This is a genomic window from Azospirillum brasilense (assembly GCF_005222205.1).
GTDB classification, from domain to species: domain Bacteria; phylum Pseudomonadota; class Alphaproteobacteria; order Azospirillales; family Azospirillaceae; genus Azospirillum; species Azospirillum brasilense_G.
Genome location: NZ_CP032346.1, coordinates 948,587 through 967,941, shown reverse-complemented (window position 1 = coordinate 967,941; position 19,355 = coordinate 948,587). Strand labels below are relative to the sequence as shown.

The window sequence follows — 19,355 nt, the reverse complement described above, 5'->3', positions numbered from 1 at the left end:
GCTCAGGCTTGGCCATCCGGGGCTCTCCCAAGGGCGAATGATGCATGCCGTTTGACTATTACCTGAACATCGCCGCGTCGGGCCTGCTGACCGGACTGGTCTACGGGCTGGCGGCGCTCGGCCTGTCGGTCATCTTCGGCGTCGTGCGCGTGGTCAACTTCGCGCATGGCGAGATGATGGTCGCCGGCATGTACGGCGCCGTGCTGCTGGCCAGCCTGCTCGGGCTCGACCCGATCCTGGCGGCGCCCGTCGTGGCGGCGGTGCTGTTCGCCTTCGGCTGGGTGCTGCAGCGCGGGCTGGTCAACCGCTTCGTGGAGCGGCCGGAGCACATGCAGTTCATCCTGCTGCTGGGCATCGCGACGATCATTTTGAACGCCATGCTGATGCTGTTCGGCCCGGATTCGCGCAACGTCATGGTGCCCTACAGCTTCGACACGGTGGAGATCGGGCCGCTGCTGCTCGACGCGGTGCGGCTGCGCGCCGGGGCCGGGGCGATCGTGGTGACGGTGGCATTGTTCGCGTTCTTCCGCTTCAGCCGCACCGGCAAGGCGATCCGTGCCTGCGCCGACAACCCGCTGGGCGCCCGCGTCGTCGGGCTGAACATCGACGGGCTCTACGCGCTGACCTTCGGCATCGGCGCCGGGGTGGTGGGCATCGCCGGGGCGCTGATGACGCTGCTGGTCGATTCCCGGCCCCAGCTCGCGCCGGAATACACGCTGCTGAGCTTCATCATCGTCATCGTCGGCGGGCTGGGCAGCCTGCCGGGCGCCCTGCTCGGCGGCATGCTGATCGGCTTTTCGGAGGCGATGGCCGGCTTCCTGCTGGACCCCTCGCTCAAATCCCTCTTCAGCTATGGTGTGCTGATCGTGGTGTTGCTGCTGCGCCCGCAGGGCCTGCTGGGGAAACGGTCGTGACGGGGCGCGGGATCGTCCTGCTGGTGCTGGCCGGCGCGCTGCTGCTGGCCGCGCCGATGATCGCCGACCGCTACGTCCTGTCGGTGCTGACCACGGTGCTGTGGTTCGCCTATGTCGGGCAGGCGTGGAACGTGATGATGGGCTTCTCCGGCCTGCTGTCGCTCGGCCACGCGCTCTATGTCGGGCTGGGGGCCTACGCCAGCGCCGCGCTGTTCGTGCATTTCGGCATCGGCCCCTGGGCGGGCATGTGGGTGGCCATGCTGGCGGCGACGGCCGCGGGCTGCTTCATCGGCTTCCTGGGCTTCCGCTTCGGCGTGCGCGGCGTGCATTTCGCGCTGCTGACCATCGCCTTCGCCGAGGTGGCGCGCATCGGCTTCGACCATCTGCACTGGTTCGGCGGCTCGGGCGGCTTCTTCATCCCGGTGGCGGGCGACGCCGGCAACGACCTGCTGAACCTGCGCGGCTCGCCGGAGCTGTTCTATTACGTGATCCTGGCGCTGGTGCTGGCCGCGCTGGCCCTCTCGCGGGGGCTGCTGCACAGCCGCCTCGGCTACCAGTGGCTGGCCGTGCGCGAGGAGCCGGAGGCGGCGGAGGCGGTCGGCGTCGACCTGTTCCGCGCCCGCATCGCGGCGGTGGCCGTGTCCTCCGCCCTGACGGCGCTGGGCGGGGTGTTCCAGGCCTTCTACTTCAACAACCTGTTCCCCGAGCAGGTCTTCTCCATGGGCCGCTCCATCGAGATCATCCTGCCGGCCATCGTCGGCGGCATCGGCACGCTGATCGGGCCGATCCTCGGGGCCTTCATCCTGACCCCGCTGGGCGAGCTGCTGACCTTCCTGATCGAGGTGACCGGCTTCGACCTGCCGGGCCTGAAGCAGCTGTTCTACGGTGTGGCGCTGGTGGTGATCGTCGTCTACCGCCCGGACGGGGTGTGGCCGTGGCTGGCCGACCGGCTGGGCCTCGTCCGCCGCCCCGGGGAGGACGCGTGATGGCGGGGCTTCTGGAGGTCGAGGGCCTGTCCAAGCGGTTCCGCGGGCTGAAGGCCGTTTCCAACGTCAGCTTCTCCGTGCCGGAGGGCCGGATCGTCGCGCTGATCGGGCCGAACGGCGCCGGCAAGACGACCACCTTCAACCTGATCGCCGGGGTCTTCCCGCCCGACGAGGGGCGGGTGCATCTGAAGGGCGCGCCGATCACCGGGCTGAAGCCCAACCGCGTCTGCGCCGCCGGGATCGGCCGGACCTTCCAGATCGTCAAGCCCTTCGGGCAGTTGTCGGTCGAGGAGAACGTGATCGTCGGCGCGCTGGCCCGCGAACGGTCGGTGGCGGCGGCGCGCGACCACGCCCGGACGGTGCTCGACCGGCTGGGGCTGGCCGACCAGGCCAACCGTCCGGCGCGCAGCCTGACCCTGCCGGACCGCAAGCGCTTGGAGGTCGCCCGCGCGCTTGCCACCCGCCCGATCCTGCTGCTGCTGGACGAGGTGCTGGCCGGCCTGCGCCCGACCGAGGTCGACCGCATGGTCGAGGTGCTGCGCGACCTGAACCGGCGCGAGGGCATGACGATCCTGATGATCGAGCATGTGATGCGCGCCGTCATGGCTCTGTCCGACCAGGTGGTCGTGCTGGACCATGGGGAGAAGATCGCCGATGGGCTGCCCGCCGAGGTTGTGGCGAACCCAAAGGTGATCGAATCCTACCTGGGCGCCGAGGATATCTGACCGACTGTTCGCAACAGGCGGCCTTGGCGCTGGAAACACTCCTTTAATGTTTGTTGGCCCATCATTCGTTCCCAGATAAGGGCAACGGCCGGCACAGCAACGTCCGGTCGAGAAAACAAGCGTCCGGAAAGGGTGCTGCACGGGAGGAACGAATGAAGGCACTCGGCAATCTGCGGATTGGCCAGCGGCTGTCCATCGGCTTCGCGGCGGTGATCGCGGTGCTGGTGGTGACGGTCGGCACCGGCCTGCTGCTGACCGACAACGGGAAGACGCTGAGCCGTCTGGTGGCCGATGTCCGCATGCCGACGGCGCTGGCCGGGCAGGGCATCGTCGCGTCGGTCACCGCCACCAACGCGGCCATGCAAGGCTATCTGCTGACCAACCGCGAGGATCTGAAGCAGGAGCGCAACGTCGCCTGGGACCGCATCGACGCCCTGCGCCAGGAGTTGGACGCGCTGTCGTCCCGCTGGTCCGATCCGCAGGTCCAGGCCACCTGGGACGCGGTGAAGCCCCTGCTCGACCATCTGCGCCGCGACCAGGACATGGCGGAATCGCTGGGCACCATCGGCGACCAGATGGGGGCGCTGAACTCCCTGAACGACGACGCGATCCCGCGCGCCAACCAGGTGATGAGCCTGCTGGTCGGCGACGCCCGCTCCAACGACGCCAGCGGGCTGATCCCGCGCCAGCGCGCCCTGCTGCAGGCCGACACGGCGGGGATGATCCAGGGGGCCGACCGTCTGGTGATGATCCAGGCGGTTCTGCTGACCCTGGGGCTGCTGATCGCCGCGGCGGCGATCCTGCTGACCTCGCGCTCCATCGTGCGGCCGCTCGGCGCCATGACCGAGGCGATGCGGCGGCTGGCCGACGGCGACTCCGCGACCCCCGTGCCGGCCACCGGGCGGGGCGACGAGATCGGGCAGATGGCCAAGGCCGTTCTGGTCTTCAAGGACAACATGATCGCCGCGCGGCAGGCCGCGGAGCGCGAGCATGCGGAGCAGGACGTGCGCGCCCGCCGCGCCCGCGCCATCGAGGAGCTGACCGGCCGCTTCGACCGTGAGGCGGCGGCCGTGCTCGGCTCCGTCTCCGCCGCCGCGGTGCAGATGAAGGCGACGGCCAGCCAGCTCGCCGCCACGGCGGAGCAGACCACCCGCCAGTCGGTGACCGTGGCCGGCGCGTCGGAGCAGGCGAGCGCCAACGTGCAGACCGTCGCCACCGCCACGGAGGAGCTGGCCGCCTCGGTGCAGGAGATCGGGCGGCAGGTCGCCAGCAGCACGGCCATCGCCGACGAGGCGGTGCACAAGGCCGAACGCGCCGACCAGGCGATGCGCAGCCTCGCCAGCGCCTCGGCGGAGATCGTCGCGGTGATCGACCTGATCACCCAGGTGGCCTCGCAGACCCGGCTGCTGGCGCTGAACGCCACCATCGAGGCGGCGCGTGCCGGCGAGATGGGGAAGGGCTTTGCCGTCGTGGCGGCGGAGGTCAAGGCGCTGGCCGACCAGACCACCCGCGCTACCGACGAGATCGCCGCGAAGATCGTCTCCGTCCGCAGCGAGACTGAGGGGGCGGTGGCCTCCATCGGCGACGTGATGGGCACCATCGGGCGAATCAGCGAGGTCGCCTCCACGATTGCCGCGGCGGTCGAGCAGCAGCAGGCGGCGACGCGGGAGATCGCCCGCAACATCCAGCAGGCCGCCGTCGGCACGCAGGATGTGACCTCCAACATCGCCGACGTGAACCGGGCGGCCAGCGAGACCGGCAGCGCCGCCCGCAACGTGCTGGAGGCCGCGGGATCGTTGTCCGATCAGGCGGATGGGCTGCGCAGCAAGGTGGAGGTGTTCCTGACCGCGGTGCGCACGGCCTGATGCGGTGGGCTGGGTGCGCAGAGGAGCGATGCAGAGGAGCGACGCAGAGGGGCGACGCAAAAGTTCGGTGCGCCGGGTCATCGGCCAGATCAACACTTGACCCGGACGCCCGAGCCCGTCAGCTTCTCGCCGGGCTCCCCCGTGACGCAAGCACATGAACCGACTGCAACGCTATCTCTTCCGCAATCTTCTGATCGCCCTCCTGTACTCCACGGCCGGCCTGACCCTGACGATCTGGCTGAGCCAGTCCTTGCGGCTGATCGAGATGGTGGTGGAAGCCGGGGCGCCGATGCGGGTGTTCCTGTGGCTGCTCATCCTGACGGTGCCGACCTTCCTCGGCATCGTGCTGCCTCTGGCCCTGGTCGGGGCGGTGCTGTTCACCTACAACCGCTTGGCGACCGACAGCGAGCTGGTGGTGATGCGCGCCGCCGGCGTCGGCCCCTTCGCCCTGGCCGCGCCGGCGATGCTGTTGGCCTTCGGCGTGACGGTGGTCGTCTATGTGCTGAACCTGTGGCTGACGCCCGCCGCCCATCAGGAGCTGGTGCGCATGGAATACGCCGTGCGCAGCGACTACTCGCAACTCTTCCTGCGCGAGGGCGTGTTCAACGAGGTGGGCGACCGCTTCAGCGTCTTCGTGCGCGAGCGCGACAGCGAGGCCAACCTGCACAACGTGATCATCCATGACGGGCGCGTTCCGGAGAAGCCGGTGACCATCATGGGCGAGCGGGCGGTGATGCTGACCGGGTCGGAGGGCGCGCGCTTCGTCGTCTACAACGGCAACCGGCAGGAGCTGGACCGCAAGACCAACCGGCTGTCCCAGCTGTTCTTCGAACGCTACGCGGTCGACCTGAAGGTGCTGAGCAGCGCCAGTGCCGAGCGCTATCCGGATGCGCGCGAGCGCTCCACCGACGAACTTCTGCACCCGTCGCCCCAATTGGCGAGCGATCCGAAGATGATGCGGGACCTGCTGGCCGAACTGCACCACCGCCTGTCCTCGCCGCTGCTGGCGCTGGCCTACACCATGGTGGCGCTGGCCTGCCTGCTGTCGGGCGAGTTCAACCGGCGCGGCCAGTCGGTGCGCGTGACCACGGCGGTGCTGGTGGTGATGGCCATCCAGGCCGCCGTCCTCGGCCTGTCCAGCCTCGCCGCCAAGGTGACCGTTCTGGTCCCGCTGATGTATGTGCTGCCGGTGGCGGCGCTGGCGCCTGCCGCCTGGATCCTGTCGCGCAACCTGCGGCGGCGCCTGCCGCCCGGCGGCGAAGCGGCGGCAGGCTGAGGGAGGCGGGCCGGGTCTTGCGCATCCTGTTCATCACCTCGAACCGTCTGGGCGACGGGGTCCTGTCCACCGGGCTGCTGGCCCATCTGACGGAACGGCATCCGGACGCCGCGCTGACCATCGCCTGCGGGCCCTTGCCGGCGCCGCTGTTCCGCTCCGTGCCGGGGCTGGAGCGGCTGATCCCCATGCCGAAGCGGGCCTGGGCGCGGCATTGGATCGACCTGTGGCGGGCCTGCGTCGGCACGCGCTGGGACCTGGTGGTCGATCTGCGCAACTCCGCGGTCGGGCGTCTGGTCCTGGCGAAGCGCCGGTTCTTCCACGCCCGCGCCCCGCATCTTCACAAGGTGGAGGAGATCGGGCGGGTGTTGGGCCTGTCGCCGCCCCCGTCCCCGCGCCTGTGGATCGACGCGGCGGCCGAGGCGGAGGCCGACCGGCTGCTGCCGGGCGGCGCGGAGCCGTTCCTGGCGATCGGCCCGACCGCGAACTGGACCGGAAAGGAATGGCCGGCGGACCGCTTCGCGGCGCTTGCCGAGCGGTTGACCGGTCCCGGTGGGCGGCTGTCCGGCCGGCTCGTCGCCGTTCTCGCCGCCGGGCCGGAGCGCGAGCGCGCCCGACCGGTCCTGGAGGCGCTGGGCAGCCGGGCCATCGACCTGACCGGGCGCACCGATCCGATGGCCGCGGCGGCCTGCGTGCGCCGGGCGGCGCTTTACATCGGCAACGATTCCGGGCTGATGCACATCGCGGCGGCCGCCGGCACGCCGACCGTCGGGCTGTTCGGGCCGGGCTTCCCGGAAACCTATGGCCCTTGGGGCGTGGCGGCGCGCACCGTGATCAGCCGGGTTCCGCGGTCCGAACTCCTGGCCCGCCAGAAGGCCGACCCGCAGGCCACCGGCCTGATGGACGGCATTTCCGTGGATGCGGTCGAGCAGGCGGCGGAGGAACTGTTCGGGCCGGCAACTCAGGAATGGCGCGAAGTCGTGACAAATCCTTGCAAATCACCGGGAACAGGTCCCTAAAGTTGACAAGGATTGAAGGATCGCTGACAATCCTTCTGGTCCGGACCTGATACAGCATTGCTCTGTCCGGCGGCCTGTCCCGAGGGTTTGGAATGAAGCCGACACCGACATACGCGAACAAGCCGACCTCCGACAATCCCCGTGATGTCGAGGCCTGGGCTTTGGCGGAGGCGTCGCGGCGCCTGCTCGATGCCGGGCGCAGCCCCGTGAACGAAGAGACGCTCCGCGCCGCCCTGCAATTGAACCAGCGCCTGTGGACGATCTTCCAGGCCGCGATGACCGAGGACGATTGCGGCCATCCGCCGGAGGTCCGCACCAACATCGCCGCCCTGTCGCTGCTGGTCGACCGTGAGACGATGGCTCGTCTGATCGATCTCGACGTGTCGAAGCTGGACACCCTCATCAGCATCAACCGGTCGGTGGCCAGCGGCCTGACCGCCCGCCCCGACACGGTCGCCCAGGGCCAGCCCGCTCCGGCTCCGCAGGCGGCGGCGCGGCCCGCGGTGCCCGCTCCGGCGATGGCCCCGCAGGTTTCCGCGCCGGACAGCCAGCCGCCGCGCCAGTCGCTGCGGATCTCGATCTGAGATCCGCCCGCAGGCAAACGCAAAAACCGGCGCCCTTCGGGGCGCCGGTTTTTTATTTGGCGGCCGTTCCCTCCCCGGCTTCGCAGGGGAGGGGGCCGTTGCGCTCTCAGGCGATGTAGTTCAGCAGCGACAGCTTCTGGCGCTGGCCGGCGACCGTGTAGGCGGCCTCCAGCGCGTTCATGGAGGTGCGCAGGCGGGCCGCCACCTCGGTCTCGTCGATGCCTTCGATGCCGGCGATGCGCTCGACCACCGTGGCCGACGCGGTGGTGTGGGCGGTCTTCTTCTCCTCCAGCGTCGCGAGGTCGGACGCCACCTTGGAATGGACCGAGCGCACCTCGTCCTTCGCCTGGGCCATCAGCTCCCGCGACTTGGTGATGTACTCTTCGTACTTGCCGGGGTTGGACGCGGCGACGTGGGCCATGCGGAAGGCGGCGACCAGCTTCTGGAAGGCGCGGTCGTCGCTCGTGACGCCGTAGGTCAGATTCTGGCCGTCGTCGATGGTGACCGCGGCCTTGTCCCACGCCTTGCTGTTCTTCCGGTTCGACATGTATTCCGAATCGTAGAAGGGCAGGTCCGGCGGGTCCACATAGGGCAGGTCGGTCAGGGCGTCGGCCTGCGACGGCAGGGTGGCGACCGAGATGGTGTTGTCGATCTGGCCGTTGACCGCCCGCACCGAGGTGGTGAACTGCTGCACGCGCGACGGATGGTTGGGGTCCATCGTGCTGTTGCTGGTCAACTGGATGGTCGATCCGTTGCCGGCGGGGTCGATGGTCACCGGCGGCACCGGGCTGGTCTTGGAGAACTCGGCGCGCAGCATGTCGGCCACCTTCGACACGTCGGTGACGCCGTTGTTGTAGTCCTTCTCCGTGACGGTGTAGCGGACCGTGTATTGCTGGTAGGGCGGCAGGTCCTCCGGCTCGTCCGGATGTTCGGAATAGTATTTCCGGTTGAAGGGGTCGTCCGGGTCGCCGACCACGACGTTGATTTCGTAGGTGTCGCCGATGTCCACGCCGTCGCCGGTCAGCGCGAAGCTGTCGATCTGCTTCAGCCCGGTGCCGGCGGGCGCCGGCAGGGTGGCCGCCTGGGTGGTGGTCGGCGCCGTCATCGAGTTGTCGATGCTCATCGAGTTCTGGACGCGCGCCTGCACGTCGAACTTCTGGCTCGGGTCCTCGCTGATCAGCGAGATGACGCCGTTGGCGGCGGAGGCGATGATCGGCAGCTTCGGGTTGGCCGACTGGATCAGGCTGTTGAGCGTGTTGGCGACGAAGGTGACGGTCTTCGGATCGCCCGGCTGGACCTGATAGCCGAAGGGCTTGCCGTCGATCGACACCTCGAAGTAATCGTCGGCGTTGACCATCGACCCGTTCAGCGTCACGCGGGTGGATTGCGGCTGGGCCAGCAGGTCGCCGACCGGCTCGGTGCCGTAGCGCGAGCCGGCGAACAGGTAGCGGTCGCCGAACTGCTCGTTCAGAAGCTGCTGGATGTCGCGCAGCGCGCCCTCGACCCGGTCGCGCATGTCGTTGGCCTGCGGCCAGCTCACGTTGAAGGTGCTGCTCGACGCCGCGGTGAGCTGGTCGAAGCTGAGGTTCAGCACCGCGCCCTCGCCGGGGCCGCCATCGATCTTGAAGTTGTAGCCGCCGCCGTCGCTGGGGGGCACGGTCTTCAGATTGATGGTGCGGGTGGTCTTGCCGCCCAGCCCGTCGGTCACCGTCACGTCGAACGACCCGTTGACGCCATCCTTCGAGGGGATGGAGGTCACGGTGTAGCGGGCGTTCTGGGTGAAGGTCGACTTGTCGCTGTTGACCGTCAGCTTCAGCGCATCGGGATTGCTGTTGAAGGGGGAGGTGACGCTGGCCGGTCCCGGCTCGAACGGCATCAGGTTGCTGCTCTGCCAGTCCGTGGCCAGCTTCTCCAGGCTGTTCAGCACCGTGTCGGTCGCCTTGACGCGCGGCGACGCGGTGTTGATGTTCTGGATATAGGATTCGCGCTGGGTCAGTTCGGCGCGCAGGGCGAGCAGCTTCTGCGTCTCGGCCCCGTAGGCGTTCAGGTCGGTGGACTTCTTGCCGGTGGTCAACTGCTCGGAGAGCGTGTCCACCTTGTTCTGGCCGTTGGTCAGGTTGCGAACCAGGCCAAGATACTTGGCGTAGCTGCTGACTTGAGTGACGGAGCTCATCGGACGATCGCCTCCAGCGCGTCAAACATCGTGTTGGCCACTTGCATGACCCGTGCCGACGCGGCGTATGAGGTCTGGAGCTGCTGCAGATTCGCGATTTCCTCGTCGATGTTGACGCCGGTCGTCGCGTGGTAGCGCTCCTCCAGGATCTGGCGGGAGTCCTTGTCCATCGAACTCTTGTCCAGCGCGGTCTTGGCCGCGGACATCCAGCCGCCGGTGATGTTGCTGGTGATGGAGCTGAAGGACGCGCCCTCCAGCTTCAGCCCGTCGGCCTGGAAGCTGCGGCCCGTCGCGCTGAGCGCCGTCACCACGTCCTTGACGGCCGCGCTCTTCAGCTTTTTCGTGTTGTTCAGCAGGTTTTCGTTCACGTGGATGGTGAAGCGGTCGTTGCCCATGAAGAACTGCGTGCCTTCCTCGCCCGGCACCGTCTTCGCCTGGTCGTAGGCGTCGCGGAAGCTGGTGGGCTCGCCGGGCTTGGTGGAGCCGGTGAACATCTGCGCGTAGGCGTCGAGCTGCGAGCGCAGCTTGCGAATCACCTCGGTGGTCGGGTCGGCGCTGGCCGGCTGCGGCGGGGTGGAGGTCGAGCCGTCGGCGCGCAGGTTCATCAGCGCGGCGACCTTGCCTTCCTTCAGGTGCTGGTTGACGTTGGTGACTTGATTGCCCACCGTCAGGTTGATATTGCCGCCCTCGTAGGAAAGATTTGCCGCCTGGCTGTCGACCAGCGCCAGCCCCGTGGGGGTGAAGACGGCGACGCGGCCGTCCGGACGGGTCATCGTGCGCACGCCGACATAGGTGCTCAGCTCGCGGATCAGCCCGTCGCGCTTGTCGGCCACCTCGTTGCCGGCCGAGCCGTAGCCCTGCAGCGACACGATGTTGTTGTTGATGCTGTTGATTTCCTTCAGCAGCCGGTTGACCTCGCCGACCGACTGGCTGAGGTCGCCCTGGATCTCGCGGTCCATGTCCTCCACGCCCTGGGACACGCGATTGATCTCGCGCGCGAAGGTGTCGGCGGCCTGGATGAGCTGGTACTGCGCGACCTCGCTTTCCGGGGAGGTCTCCACCGCCTTCCAGGCGGTCTGGAAGGCCTCGGCGTATTCGTTCAATTGCGGCTTGCCGCTGGTCGTGCGCAGCAGGTCGCCCAGCTTCTGCATGTAGGACGATTTGGCGGCCGAGAAGCCCTCGCGCGCGGTCAGGTCCTGCACCTGGCTGAGCAGGGCGGAATCGACCTCGCGGCGGTACTGGGAGGTGAGGACGAACCCGTTGGAATCCAGCACGTTCGTCACGGTGTGACGGGTGCGGGTGGGGTCGTCGGCGCGGGCGACGTTGTCCGAGACCAGCTTCACCTGGGCCTGGACCGCACGGAGGCCGGCCGTCGCGCTGCCGAGGGCGCCAAAGAGGGACATGGCCGTTGGACCTTTCGTCTACGGGGAAAGCGGTCTGCTGTTGACCGGGCGGGCCGCGGATCACGCGGCCGCCCGTTGATTCAGGACCGCGCTTAGCGCTTCAGCCCGAGGACTTCCTGGAGCATCTCGTCGGAGGTCGTGACGATCTTCGTGTTGGCGGAATAGGTGCGCTGGGTGACGATCAGCTTGGTGAACTCGTCCGCGATGTCCACGTTGGAGGACTCCACGCTGTTCGCGACCACCGCACCGGCCCCGTTGGTGTCGGGGTCGTTGAAGTTCGGCCGGCCGCCGTCGTCCGTCTCGATGTAGACGCCGCCCGCCTCGCGCTGCAGGGCGTTGGGGTTGTTGAAGGTGACCACCGGGATGCGCCCGATGACGCGGCTGCGGCCGTTGTCGTAGTTCACGATCACGTCGCCGTTGTCGCCGTAGACCACCTCCTTGTACTGGCCGCGCGAGGCGCCGTCCTGCACCAGCTCGCGCACGTTGATCTCGCTGCCGGCGAACTGGGTGACGCCGCCCGACTTGCCGATCTGGCCGAGGTTCAGCGTGATCTGCTGCGGGCCGAAGCCGTAATCCACCGTGAAGGTCACGTTGGCGTCCGCCCCCAGCCCCTGGTTGGCGGAGGTCACCGCCGTGCCGGTGCCGACCTTGGCCGTGCTGACGCTGGTGATGGTGCCGACGTTGCCGGGATCGGTGCCGAAGTTCAGCAGGACGTGCGCCGGGGTGGTGCCGGCCTGGGCGGCGGTTTCCAGAATGAACTGATCGCCGGCGGTGCCGCTCGCCGACTTGGCGACGAGCTTCAGCACGCTGCCCTCGGCGCTGGCCGTCACCGGCAGGGAGGTGTTCTTGTTCACCAGATTGGCGAGGCTGGCCGCGATGGTCTCCATCGAGGTCTCCTCTCCGGTCGTCTTGTAGGTGATGGGCGAACCATTGACGATGACCGTATACTCGGCGTCCTTGTCGCCCGGCGTGCCGGTCAGCGTCACCGATTCCGACTGCCGCACCCCCGCCACGTTGGAGGTGGTGGTGGAGGCGGTCAGCGTGCCGGAACTGCCGGTGGCGTTCTGGATGCTGGCCTTCGCCTCAAATTTGCCGGTCGTCGAGGTGTTGTGGGTGAGGGTCAGCCGGCCGCCGGTCGAGGTGGCGACGACGTTCAGGTTGGCGGCGTTGACGCGGTTGGCCAGTTCCTGCAGGACACCGTTGATGTCCTGGAGGTTGCCGTAGTTGGACTTGTCCACCTTCACCGAAATGGGCGTTCCGTCGACCGAAACCGAATAGACGTCGCCGATGTCGATCTGCGTCTGCGGGTAGGAGAATTCCTGGCGCTGGCCGCGGGAGTCCGTCGGCGCACTGATCGTCGGGCCGTTCACTTGGTTGTTGGAGGCCGAGCCCGAGCTGTATTCCTGATCGATCTTGAAGGGCGTGCCGGGGTTGCGGGCGGTGACCTGGAGCTGCGAGTTCACCACCGACGCGATGACCGGCGCCTGCGGCCGGGCCGAGTTGATCTGGGCCGCCAGCGCGTTGGCGATGCCGCCGTAGGTTCCCATGGTCAGGATGTTGTCGGCGGTGACCGAGACCGCGTAGGGCACGCCGTCCACCCGAACGGTGTAACTGTCGCCCACCCGCACGTTGTCGGTGCCGGTGATGTCCAGCTTATTGCCGCTGACGCCCAGCGCTGTGCCGGCCGTCGTGCCGGTCAGCACCAGGTCACCTGCGGCGTTGACCGTGGCGCCCACCGCAAGGCCGGCGTTGTTGATCTGCGTCATCAGGTCGTTGACGACGCCTTTCATGTCGTTCAGCGTGTTGATGTTCGAGTAGGAGACTGTCGTCTTGAACTCGGTGCCCAGCACGTTGACGATGTATTGGTCCGGCACCTTCAGGCTTGCCGCCGTTGGGAAGGAAATCTGCGTAATTTCAACCGTGGCGGGTGCGGGTGCGGGTGGATTAGGGACCTGGATGGGCGTCACCGTGGCCGCCGTGTAGTCCACCGGGGTAGAGGCTGTGATGTTGTTCTTTCGGCTGTCGGCGTTGGTCACGCCGTAAGTGGCCGTGAAGGTCTGCGTCGCGAGCGTGCCGTCCAGCACGAGCTGGTTGGCGGACCCCGCGGGTACGGTGGCTGTGCCGATCAGGGCGTTGATGCCCAACGGCGGTACGGCGCCGTTGATCTGGCTTGCCAGATCGGCGACCACGCCGTTGATGTCGCCCAGCGTGCCGATGTTGGCCGAGGTGACGCGCGTCTTGAACTCCTTGCCCGCCACGGTGATGCGGAACTCGTCGCCCACATCGATGGCGGCGGTGGAGAAGGTGAAGGTGCTGCGCTGGTCGCCACTGACCGAGCCGGTCAGGTTGGTCGAGGGACCGCTCACCGTGCTGAGCTGCGGCGCCGCGTTGGAGAAGCTGCCGCTGATCTCGACCGGAGAACCGTCCAGCTTCTTCACCAGGATCTTGCGTGGATCGCTGCCGTCGATCTCGGCGGTATAGGGAGCCGGCACCATCGCGTTGACGGCGCTGGCCAGCGCGTTCGCAACGTCCGTGAAGCTCGAGAAGTTCGCGATGTTCGCGGCGGTCACCGCGACCGTGATAGGAGCGCTGCCGTTGATGTTCAGTGTGTAGGTGTCACCGATCCGGATGTTGTCCTGCGACGTGCCGTCCGGATAGTAGTTGGTGCGCCCGCTGATCGTGACCGACGAGGACGGGACGGACGTCGTGCCGTTGACCAGCACTTGGCTGACCTGGGCCACCGGGGTCACGCCGGACACTTGGCTGCCCGCCGCCATGGAGGCGGCGCCGCCGGTGAAGGAGCCGGCGACCGGCTGCGTCGAGCTTCCCGGCGCCTCGATGCCCAGGCGCCACGCGTTGGCGGCGTCCTGGCGCCAGTTGAACTGGATGGTCCGGGCGTTGCCCTGGGTGTCGTAGACCTGGATGCTGGAGGACGGGATCGGCACGCCCGGCGTCGGGGTGGCCGGCAGGTTGGCGCCCAGCGTGATGCTGTTGGTCGACTGCGGCTTGTCGGTCAGGGTGTTGACCTGGAGCGGCTGCACCACGTCCTTCTTCAACTGGCCGGTCACGTCGTCGACGATCCAGCCGTTCAGCGCGAAGCCGGCGCTGTTCACCAGATAGCGGTTCTTGTCCAGCTCGAAGTCGCCGACGCGGGTGTAATAGACGTTGTCGGCGTTCAGCGTGCCGGTCTGGGTCTGCACCGTCTCGCCCTGCTGGCCGGGGCCGGTCAGGCCGCGGCTGAGCTTGGACACGCTGAAGAAGCCCTGGCCCTGGATGGCGGCGTTGGTCGGGCTCTGCACCTGGGTCAGGTTGCCCTGGATGTTGTTCATGAAGACCGGCGCCGCCGTCACGCCGCCCGGCGCGTGCAACCGCTCGTTGGATTGCAGCACCAGCGTCTCGAACGCCGTGTTGACCCGCTTGTAGCCGACCGTCGAGGCGTTGGCGATGTTGTCAGAGATGTGACCGAGGGCCTTCGACTGCGCGCTCAGGCCGAGGACGGCGGTGGTCATCGAACCGAAGATGCTCATGGCCAGGGATCTCCACGCGGAAAGGGCATAAATCGTTGCCATTCGGGTAAGCAAGGACGATGCCAACTTCGGGGTCTTCCCTAACGCGCTGATTTGTATGAATAAGCCTCCGAGGCGACCGCGCCGGCCCCCTTTTTGCCGCGCGCTGGGAAAAATTGGCCTAGCAGCCTGTGCGGGGGAGGGAAGAAAGCTCCCCTCCCATCGGCCCATCCGATCGGTATGACCTAAGGACAGGGCGTGGCCGGGTGGGGGCTGCGGTAGAAGGGGAAAGGAAAACGGGAAACAGGCCGGCGGTGGGGCCGCCGGGGGAGGGCGGCTTGGACCGTGTGGAGCAACTTCTGATACCCTTGCTGGGGGCCGCCCTGCTGGGGCACGCGCTCGGCAACGCGCCGCTCCGCTTCGATCGTCCGGACCCGCAGCCCTTCGATGTGGCCGCCTTCAACGCCACTCTGCTGGCGGCGGAGATGCCGGCGCCGCCTGTCGCAAGCTCTTTCTCATCCACCCGCCCGGCCTGGAGCGGGAGCGATCCCTACGACTGCTTCTGCGGCGCCAACTGAGCGGCGGCGAACCGTTCAAGCTCCGTGGCGACGGCGTGCAGGACACTGCCCCAGTCGCCGGGGCGGGGCTGGCGGAACAGGCGCAGCGACGGGTACCAGGGGCTGTCCGTACGGTCGAGCAGCCAGCGCCAATCCGGCGCGTAGGGCAGCAGCAGCCACGCCGGCACGCCGAGCGCGCCCGCCAGATGGATGGTCGCCGTGTCGACCGCGATGACGAGGTCCAGGTTCGCCAGGATGGCCGCGCTGTCGGCGAAGTCGCGGATGCCCGCGGTCAGGTCGGGCAGGGCGTCGGGCCGGGCCGCCTTGGCGTCGCCGGTCTGCAGGCTGAACAGACGGGGCCCCGGCGTGTCGAGCAGCGGGGCCAGCCGCTCGACGGGGATGGAGCGGTTGCGGTCGTTGCGGTGATTGGGGTTGCCCGCCCAGACGAGGCCGACGCGTGGTCCGGACCCCGTCCCCGCATCAACTTCGGCGATCCTGCGTCCCCAGCGCGCCACCTCGTCCGCCTCGGCGGCGAGGTAGGCGGGAGGGGCGGGGACGCTTGCCAAGTCGGTGCCGAAGGCGCGCGGCAGGCTCATCAGCGGGCAGTGGAGGTCGTGCGGCGCCGGGGCGGGGCCGCGCACCAGCACCTCGATCTCCGGTCCCAGCGAGCGCAGCAGACGGAATTGCAGCGGGTGCACGTCCAGGATCACCCGCCCCCCGGCGCGCGCCACCAGCGGGGCGTAGCGGGCGAACTGGATGGTGTCGCCGAATCCCTGCTCGGCGTGCAGCAGGATGCGCCGGCCGTCCAGCGGCTCCCCGGCCCAGGGCGGGGCGGGCAGGCGGCGCGGGCGCCACTCGAACTCGTCCCATCCGGCGCGCAGGTCGCCTCGGACCAGCCGGCCGACGGCGCGCGCCAGATGCGCCTCGGCGTGGTCAGGCCGCGCGGCCAGCAGTGCGTCCAGGCAGGCGTCGGACTCCGCGAAGCGTCGCGCGTCGCGCAGCACGACGCCGCGGTTGAGCGCGGTGTCCGGATGGCCGGGCCGCAGCCGCTCCGCGCGTTCCAGCCACACCAGCGCGGCGGATTGGTCGGCCAGCGCGTGGCGCACCGAACCCAAATTCGTCAGGGCATCGGCCAGGGCCGGATCGAGGGCCAGGGCGCGGGCCAGCGCGGTGTCGGCCCGCTCCGCCGCGCCGAGCGCGCGCAGGGCGCCGCCGAGGTTGGCCCAGGGCGACGCCGCGTCGGGGCGAAGCCGCAAGGAGCGGGAGATCAGCGCCGCCGCCCCACCATGGGCGCCGCGCTGGGCCTCTGCCACGCCAAGCAGATGAAGGGCGTCGGGCTGCGCCGGCTCCACCGCCAGCACGACGCGATAATCCTGCGCCGCCTCGGCGAGGCGCCCGGCCATGTGGTGGTTGACGGCGGCGTCGAGAACGTCCAGGAGTGTCGCCATGCCCGTTGTCTACACCGGGACTTTGCCGAAGGCGAGCCCCCGACCCTTCCCGGAGCGAGGATTTCCATGGACGACCGTCTGCCGACTCACCTCTGGGTGATGGCGCATATCCGCGCCGCCGATGCCGAGGGCGTCACCATGATGGTTCTGCGCAAGGGGGACCCCAGCCGCGGCACGGTCATCCTGAAGCTGAACCGGCTGGACCGGACCTTCAGCGTGCTGGTCCAGGTGCGCGATGAGGAGCGGCTGCGCTGGTCGCGCGGCACCGGCGCCGAGCCGGTGGACGAGGCCACCGCCGACGCCTACATCGCCCGCCAGACCCGCTACGACCCTGATGTCTGGGTGATCGAGGTGGAGGACCGCAAGGGCCGCCACTGGTTCGAGGGCGAGGTGCGTTGACCTCCCCTTTCCAGAGCGCCGCCTGATCACACCAGTTCCGCCTTCCCTACGCTTGCCCCCGCCGTCGGCGTGACGCGCGGGAATCGCAGGGTGAAGCGGGTGCCTTCGCCGGGGATGCTCTGCACGGTGATGGTGCCACGCAGCGTGCCGGTGACGAGGTTGTAGACGATGTGCAGCCCCAGCCCGCTGCCCCCGCTGCCGCGGCGGGTGGTGAAGAAGGGATCGAAGATCTTCGGCAGGATGTCCGACGGGATGCCCAGCCCGTTGTCGGCCACCGTCAGTTCCACCTGATCCTGCGGCAGCAGGCGGGCGGCGATGGTCAGCCGGCCCCGATGGTGCGGCGTGAAGGCGTGGGTCAGCGCGTTGAGGACGAGGTTTGTCAGGATCTGCGACAGCGCGCCGGGATAGCCGTCCAGCTCCAGATCGTCGGGGCTGTCCACGCCGATGTCCAGGCCGGCCACGTCCTTGTAGGTCGGGCGCAGGCTGCGCAGCAGTTCGCCGATGTAGGTCTTCAGCTCGAACCGGCGGCGCTCGTCGCTCGACTGGTCCACCGCGACCATCTTGAAGCTCTGCACCAGATCGGCGGCGCGCATGCTGTTGGACAGGATCAGCCGGGCCATCTCCCCGCCGTCGGCCAGGAAGCGCTGGAACTCCGACTTCTTGATGGCCCCGGCGGCGATCTGGCGGGTCAGCTCCTCGAACTGCACGGCGAGCTGCGAGGCGCCGGTGATGGTGATGCCGATGGGCGTGTTGACCTCGTGCGCGACCCCGGCGACGAGCTGGCCGAGCGAGGCCATCTTCTCCGCCTGGATCAGGCTGGCCTGGGTCTCCTTCAGCTCGCGCAGCGCCTGCTCCGCCGCGTCGCGGGACCGGCGCAGCGCCGCCTCAGCCTCGACTTCGCGGGTCACGTCCACGACAATGGACTGGACGGCGGTCTCCCCCTTCCAGTCGATGCGGCGGCTGGTCAGCTCGATCCAGCGCTCCGACCCGTCCAGCCGGCGGGCGCGCAGGCGCCGCCGCTCGCTGGGCAGGCCGGTGGCGACGATGTGGCGGTAGTTGTCCTCGACCAGCGGACGGCTGTCCTCCGCGATGAAGTCGAGCACCGAGCGCACCCGCAGCGCGCGGTCCAGGCTGCTGCCAAGAATCTGCAGGAAGGCGTCGTTAGCGTAGAGCGGGCGGAAATCGCGGTGGATGATGATGCCCTGGATGGAGCCCTCGACCAGGTCGCGGAAGCGTCGCTCGTTGTCGGCCAGATCCATCTGGCGCCGGTCGATCTCGTCGATGAAGTAGCGGACGGAGGCGGCGATGTCGGTGATCTCGTCGTTGCCCTCCACCGGCACCGTCGCGTCGCTCCCCGACAGGCGGGCCAGAACCGCGCCGTTCAGCGCGACCAGCCGCGAGGTGAGGAAGCGCCGGAAGAAGAGATGGACCAGGATGGCCAGCAGGATGGAGGCGCCGCCCAGCACCATCACCATGCGCGAGCGCTCCTGGATCATCGCCGCCAGATCGCCGGTGCGGTCGGTGGACTGGTCGTGGATGGCGTCGAACAGGGCCAGGGTGAAGCGGTCCACCGTCTCCACCAGGACGCGCGACTGGCCGGACAGCGCCTGGGCGCGGTTGCGCGCCTGCAGCCGCTCGGCGGAGCTGTCGAACAGCCCGCCCGGCGCCACCAGGATCGTGGCGAGGTCGGCGCGGATGCGCTCCATCGCGGCCCCCTCCGGCTCGGGCGTGGCGGCGGCCAGCCGGCCCAGCTCGGCCAGCGTGTGCTCCGCGTTGCGCCGCTCCACCCGCAGGCGGTTCAGATGGTCGGTCTGCATCGCCCCGGCGGCCCGCGCCATCAACGCACCCGCCCGCACCGCCCAGGCGCCCAGCATCCCACCGCCGCCGGGCGCCGCCGCGGCCGCGCCGGTTCCGGGCTCCGCCCCCGGCAGCCGCTCCAGCGCGTCGGCGAGCTGGGCCAGCGCGCGGATCGCCTCCGCCTGACGGGCGCCGGCCTCGATCTGCCGGTCGACCTCCGCGTTCAGGTCGGCCACCGTCGCCGCCAGGATCAGCAGCGTGGATTGGGCCTGTTCCAGAAGCCGCAGCTCGTCGCCGTCGCCCGCCGGCTCCCCTTGCTGGTGGAGATCCCGCATGCGCTCGACCAGCTTGCTCAGGAACTCCAGCTCGCTGATGAGCTCGTCGTAGATGGACCGGCGCTGCGGGGTGGTGGCCGACCCGGCCAGGACGGGCAGGCGGGCGACCAGTTTCTGGAGCGAGCCGCGCAGTTCGGCGCTGGTGATGACCTTCGGCAGGGTGGTGGTGGAGAGGACCGACACCTCCCCCCGGAACAGCTGGAAGGAGGACAGCGACACGACGCCGACCAGAAGGACCAGCATGGTCATGATGGTCAGGCCGATGGAGATGCGCAGCACGATGCCGGCGCGCGCCCGTCGCCGCCGGGGCAGGGGCGTGGCAGCGTCGCTGCGGTCGGTGGAGGGGGGCGTGACGGTCGCGTCCATTCCGC

At 69.0% G+C, this 19,355-nt stretch carries 14 protein-coding genes; 9 read left to right on the top strand and 5 right to left on the bottom strand.

The annotated features are described in order from the left end of the window. Positions 1-44 precede the first annotated feature (44 nt). From D3869_RS18465 to D3869_RS18435, 7 genes are all read left to right on the top strand, one after another. Positions 45-914: a branched-chain amino acid ABC transporter permease gene (locus D3869_RS18465; RefSeq protein ID WP_109469516.1), complete on the top strand. Its 870-nt coding sequence runs from the start codon at positions 45-47 to the stop codon at positions 912-914. Continuing rightward, positions 911-1,900, top strand: a complete 990-nt coding sequence (locus D3869_RS18460; protein WP_137141355.1) for a branched-chain amino acid ABC transporter permease — start codon at positions 911-913, stop codon at positions 1,898-1,900. The genes D3869_RS18465 and D3869_RS18460 overlap by 4 nt, the downstream gene beginning before the upstream one ends. Beyond that, the gene (locus tag D3869_RS18455; RefSeq protein WP_137141354.1) at positions 1,900-2,625 is read left to right on the top strand and encodes an ABC transporter ATP-binding protein; all 726 of its coding nucleotides are present in this window, start codon (positions 1,900-1,902) and stop codon (positions 2,623-2,625) included. The genes D3869_RS18460 and D3869_RS18455 overlap by 1 nt, the downstream gene beginning before the upstream one ends. Positions 2,626-2,777: 152 nt before the next feature. Continuing rightward, positions 2,778-4,490 (top strand): methyl-accepting chemotaxis protein, encoded by a 1,713-nt coding sequence (locus D3869_RS18450; protein ID WP_137141353.1) that lies wholly within the window; start codon positions 2,778-2,780, stop codon positions 4,488-4,490. 154 nt (positions 4,491-4,644) lie between these two features. Then, the gene (gene lptF / locus D3869_RS18445) at positions 4,645-5,766 is read left to right on the top strand and encodes an LPS export ABC transporter permease LptF (RefSeq protein WP_137141352.1); all 1,122 of its coding nucleotides are present in this window, start codon (positions 4,645-4,647) and stop codon (positions 5,764-5,766) included. Between the two features lie 17 nt (positions 5,767-5,783). Beyond that, positions 5,784-6,782 (top strand): glycosyltransferase family 9 protein, encoded by a 999-nt coding sequence (locus D3869_RS18440; protein WP_137141351.1) that lies wholly within the window; start codon positions 5,784-5,786, stop codon positions 6,780-6,782. A 92-nt stretch (positions 6,783-6,874) separates the two neighbouring features. After that, the gene (locus tag D3869_RS18435; RefSeq protein WP_137141350.1) at positions 6,875-7,366 is read left to right on the top strand and encodes a flagellar biosynthesis regulator FlaF; all 492 of its coding nucleotides are present in this window, start codon (positions 6,875-6,877) and stop codon (positions 7,364-7,366) included. A gap of 106 nt (positions 7,367-7,472) precedes the next feature. Here D3869_RS18435 and D3869_RS18430 read toward each other — a convergent pair whose 3' ends face one another. From D3869_RS18430 to D3869_RS18420, 3 genes are all read right to left on the bottom strand, one after another. Further along, on the bottom strand, positions 7,473-9,539 hold the full coding sequence (locus tag D3869_RS18430; protein WP_137141349.1) for a hypothetical protein: 2,067 nt from the start codon (positions 9,537-9,539) through the stop codon (positions 7,473-7,475). Beyond that, positions 9,536-10,942, bottom strand: coding sequence for a flagellar hook-associated protein FlgK (gene flgK, locus D3869_RS18425; RefSeq protein ID WP_137141348.1), 1,407 nt, complete (start codon positions 10,940-10,942; stop codon positions 9,536-9,538). Before flgK ends, D3869_RS18430 begins: the two co-directional genes overlap by 4 nt. 92 nt (positions 10,943-11,034) lie before the next feature. Beyond that, positions 11,035-14,469 carry a flagellar hook-basal body complex protein gene (locus tag D3869_RS18420; protein ID WP_137141347.1) on the bottom strand — a complete coding sequence of 1,145 codons (3,435 nt, stop codon included), beginning with the start codon at positions 14,467-14,469 and terminating at the stop codon, positions 11,035-11,037. A 326-nt stretch (positions 14,470-14,795) separates the two neighbouring features. Here D3869_RS18420 and D3869_RS18415 point away from each other — a divergent pair, with 326 nt between their 5' ends. Then, positions 14,796-15,026: a hypothetical protein gene (locus tag D3869_RS18415; protein WP_247895926.1), complete on the top strand. Its 231-nt coding sequence runs from the start codon at positions 14,796-14,798 to the stop codon at positions 15,024-15,026. On the opposite strand, the gene D3869_RS18410 is transcribed toward D3869_RS18415, so the two are convergent. Beyond that, positions 14,999-16,453: a tetratricopeptide repeat protein gene (locus tag D3869_RS18410; RefSeq protein ID WP_137141345.1), complete on the bottom strand. Its 1,455-nt coding sequence runs from the start codon at positions 16,451-16,453 to the stop codon at positions 14,999-15,001. The genes D3869_RS18415 and D3869_RS18410 overlap by 28 nt on opposite strands. Positions 16,454-16,519: 66 nt before the next feature. Between D3869_RS18410 and D3869_RS18405 the strand changes: the two genes are divergently transcribed. After that, entirely contained in the window at positions 16,520-16,852 is a 333-nt protein-coding gene (locus D3869_RS18405; RefSeq protein WP_014197577.1) for a DUF1491 family protein, read from the top strand. A gap of 26 nt (positions 16,853-16,878) precedes the next feature. Here the strand turns inward: D3869_RS18405 and D3869_RS18400 are convergent, their stop codons facing one another. Then, on the bottom strand, positions 16,879-19,350 hold the full coding sequence (locus tag D3869_RS18400) for an ATP-binding protein (protein WP_137141344.1): 2,472 nt from the start codon (positions 19,348-19,350) through the stop codon (positions 16,879-16,881). Between the last annotated feature and the right edge of the window lie 5 nt (positions 19,351-19,355).

Bases quoted from the DNA above. Each gene is read 5' to 3' on its own strand.
- D3869_RS18465 (WP_109469516.1), top strand. From the start codon at position 45: ATGCCGTTTGACTATTACCTGAACATCGCCGCGTCGGGCCTGCTGACC.
- D3869_RS18455 (WP_137141354.1), top strand. From the start codon at position 1,900: ATGGCGGGGCTTCTGGAGGTCGAGGGCCTGTCCAAGCGGTTCCGCGGG.
- D3869_RS18450 (WP_137141353.1), top strand. From the start codon at position 2,778: ATGAAGGCACTCGGCAATCTGCGGATTGGCCAGCGGCTGTCCATCGGC.
- lptF (WP_137141352.1), top strand. From the start codon at position 4,645: ATGAACCGACTGCAACGCTATCTCTTCCGCAATCTTCTGATCGCCCTC.
- D3869_RS18435 (WP_137141350.1), top strand. From the start codon at position 6,875: ATGAAGCCGACACCGACATACGCGAACAAGCCGACCTCCGACAATCCC.
- D3869_RS18430 (WP_137141349.1), bottom strand. From the start codon at position 9,539: ATGAGCTCCGTCACTCAAGTCAGCAGCTACGCCAAGTATCTTGGCCTG.
- flgK (WP_137141348.1), bottom strand. From the start codon at position 10,942: ATGTCCCTCTTTGGCGCCCTCGGCAGCGCGACGGCCGGCCTCCGTGCG.
- D3869_RS18420 (WP_137141347.1), bottom strand. From the start codon at position 14,469: ATGAGCATCTTCGGTTCGATGACCACCGCCGTCCTCGGCCTGAGCGCG.
- D3869_RS18410 (WP_137141345.1), bottom strand. From the start codon at position 16,453: ATGGCGACACTCCTGGACGTTCTCGACGCCGCCGTCAACCACCACATG.
- D3869_RS18405 (WP_014197577.1), top strand. From the start codon at position 16,520: ATGGACGACCGTCTGCCGACTCACCTCTGGGTGATGGCGCATATCCGC.
- D3869_RS18400 (WP_137141344.1), bottom strand. From the start codon at position 19,350: ATGGACGCGACCGTCACGCCCCCCTCCACCGACCGCAGCGACGCTGCC.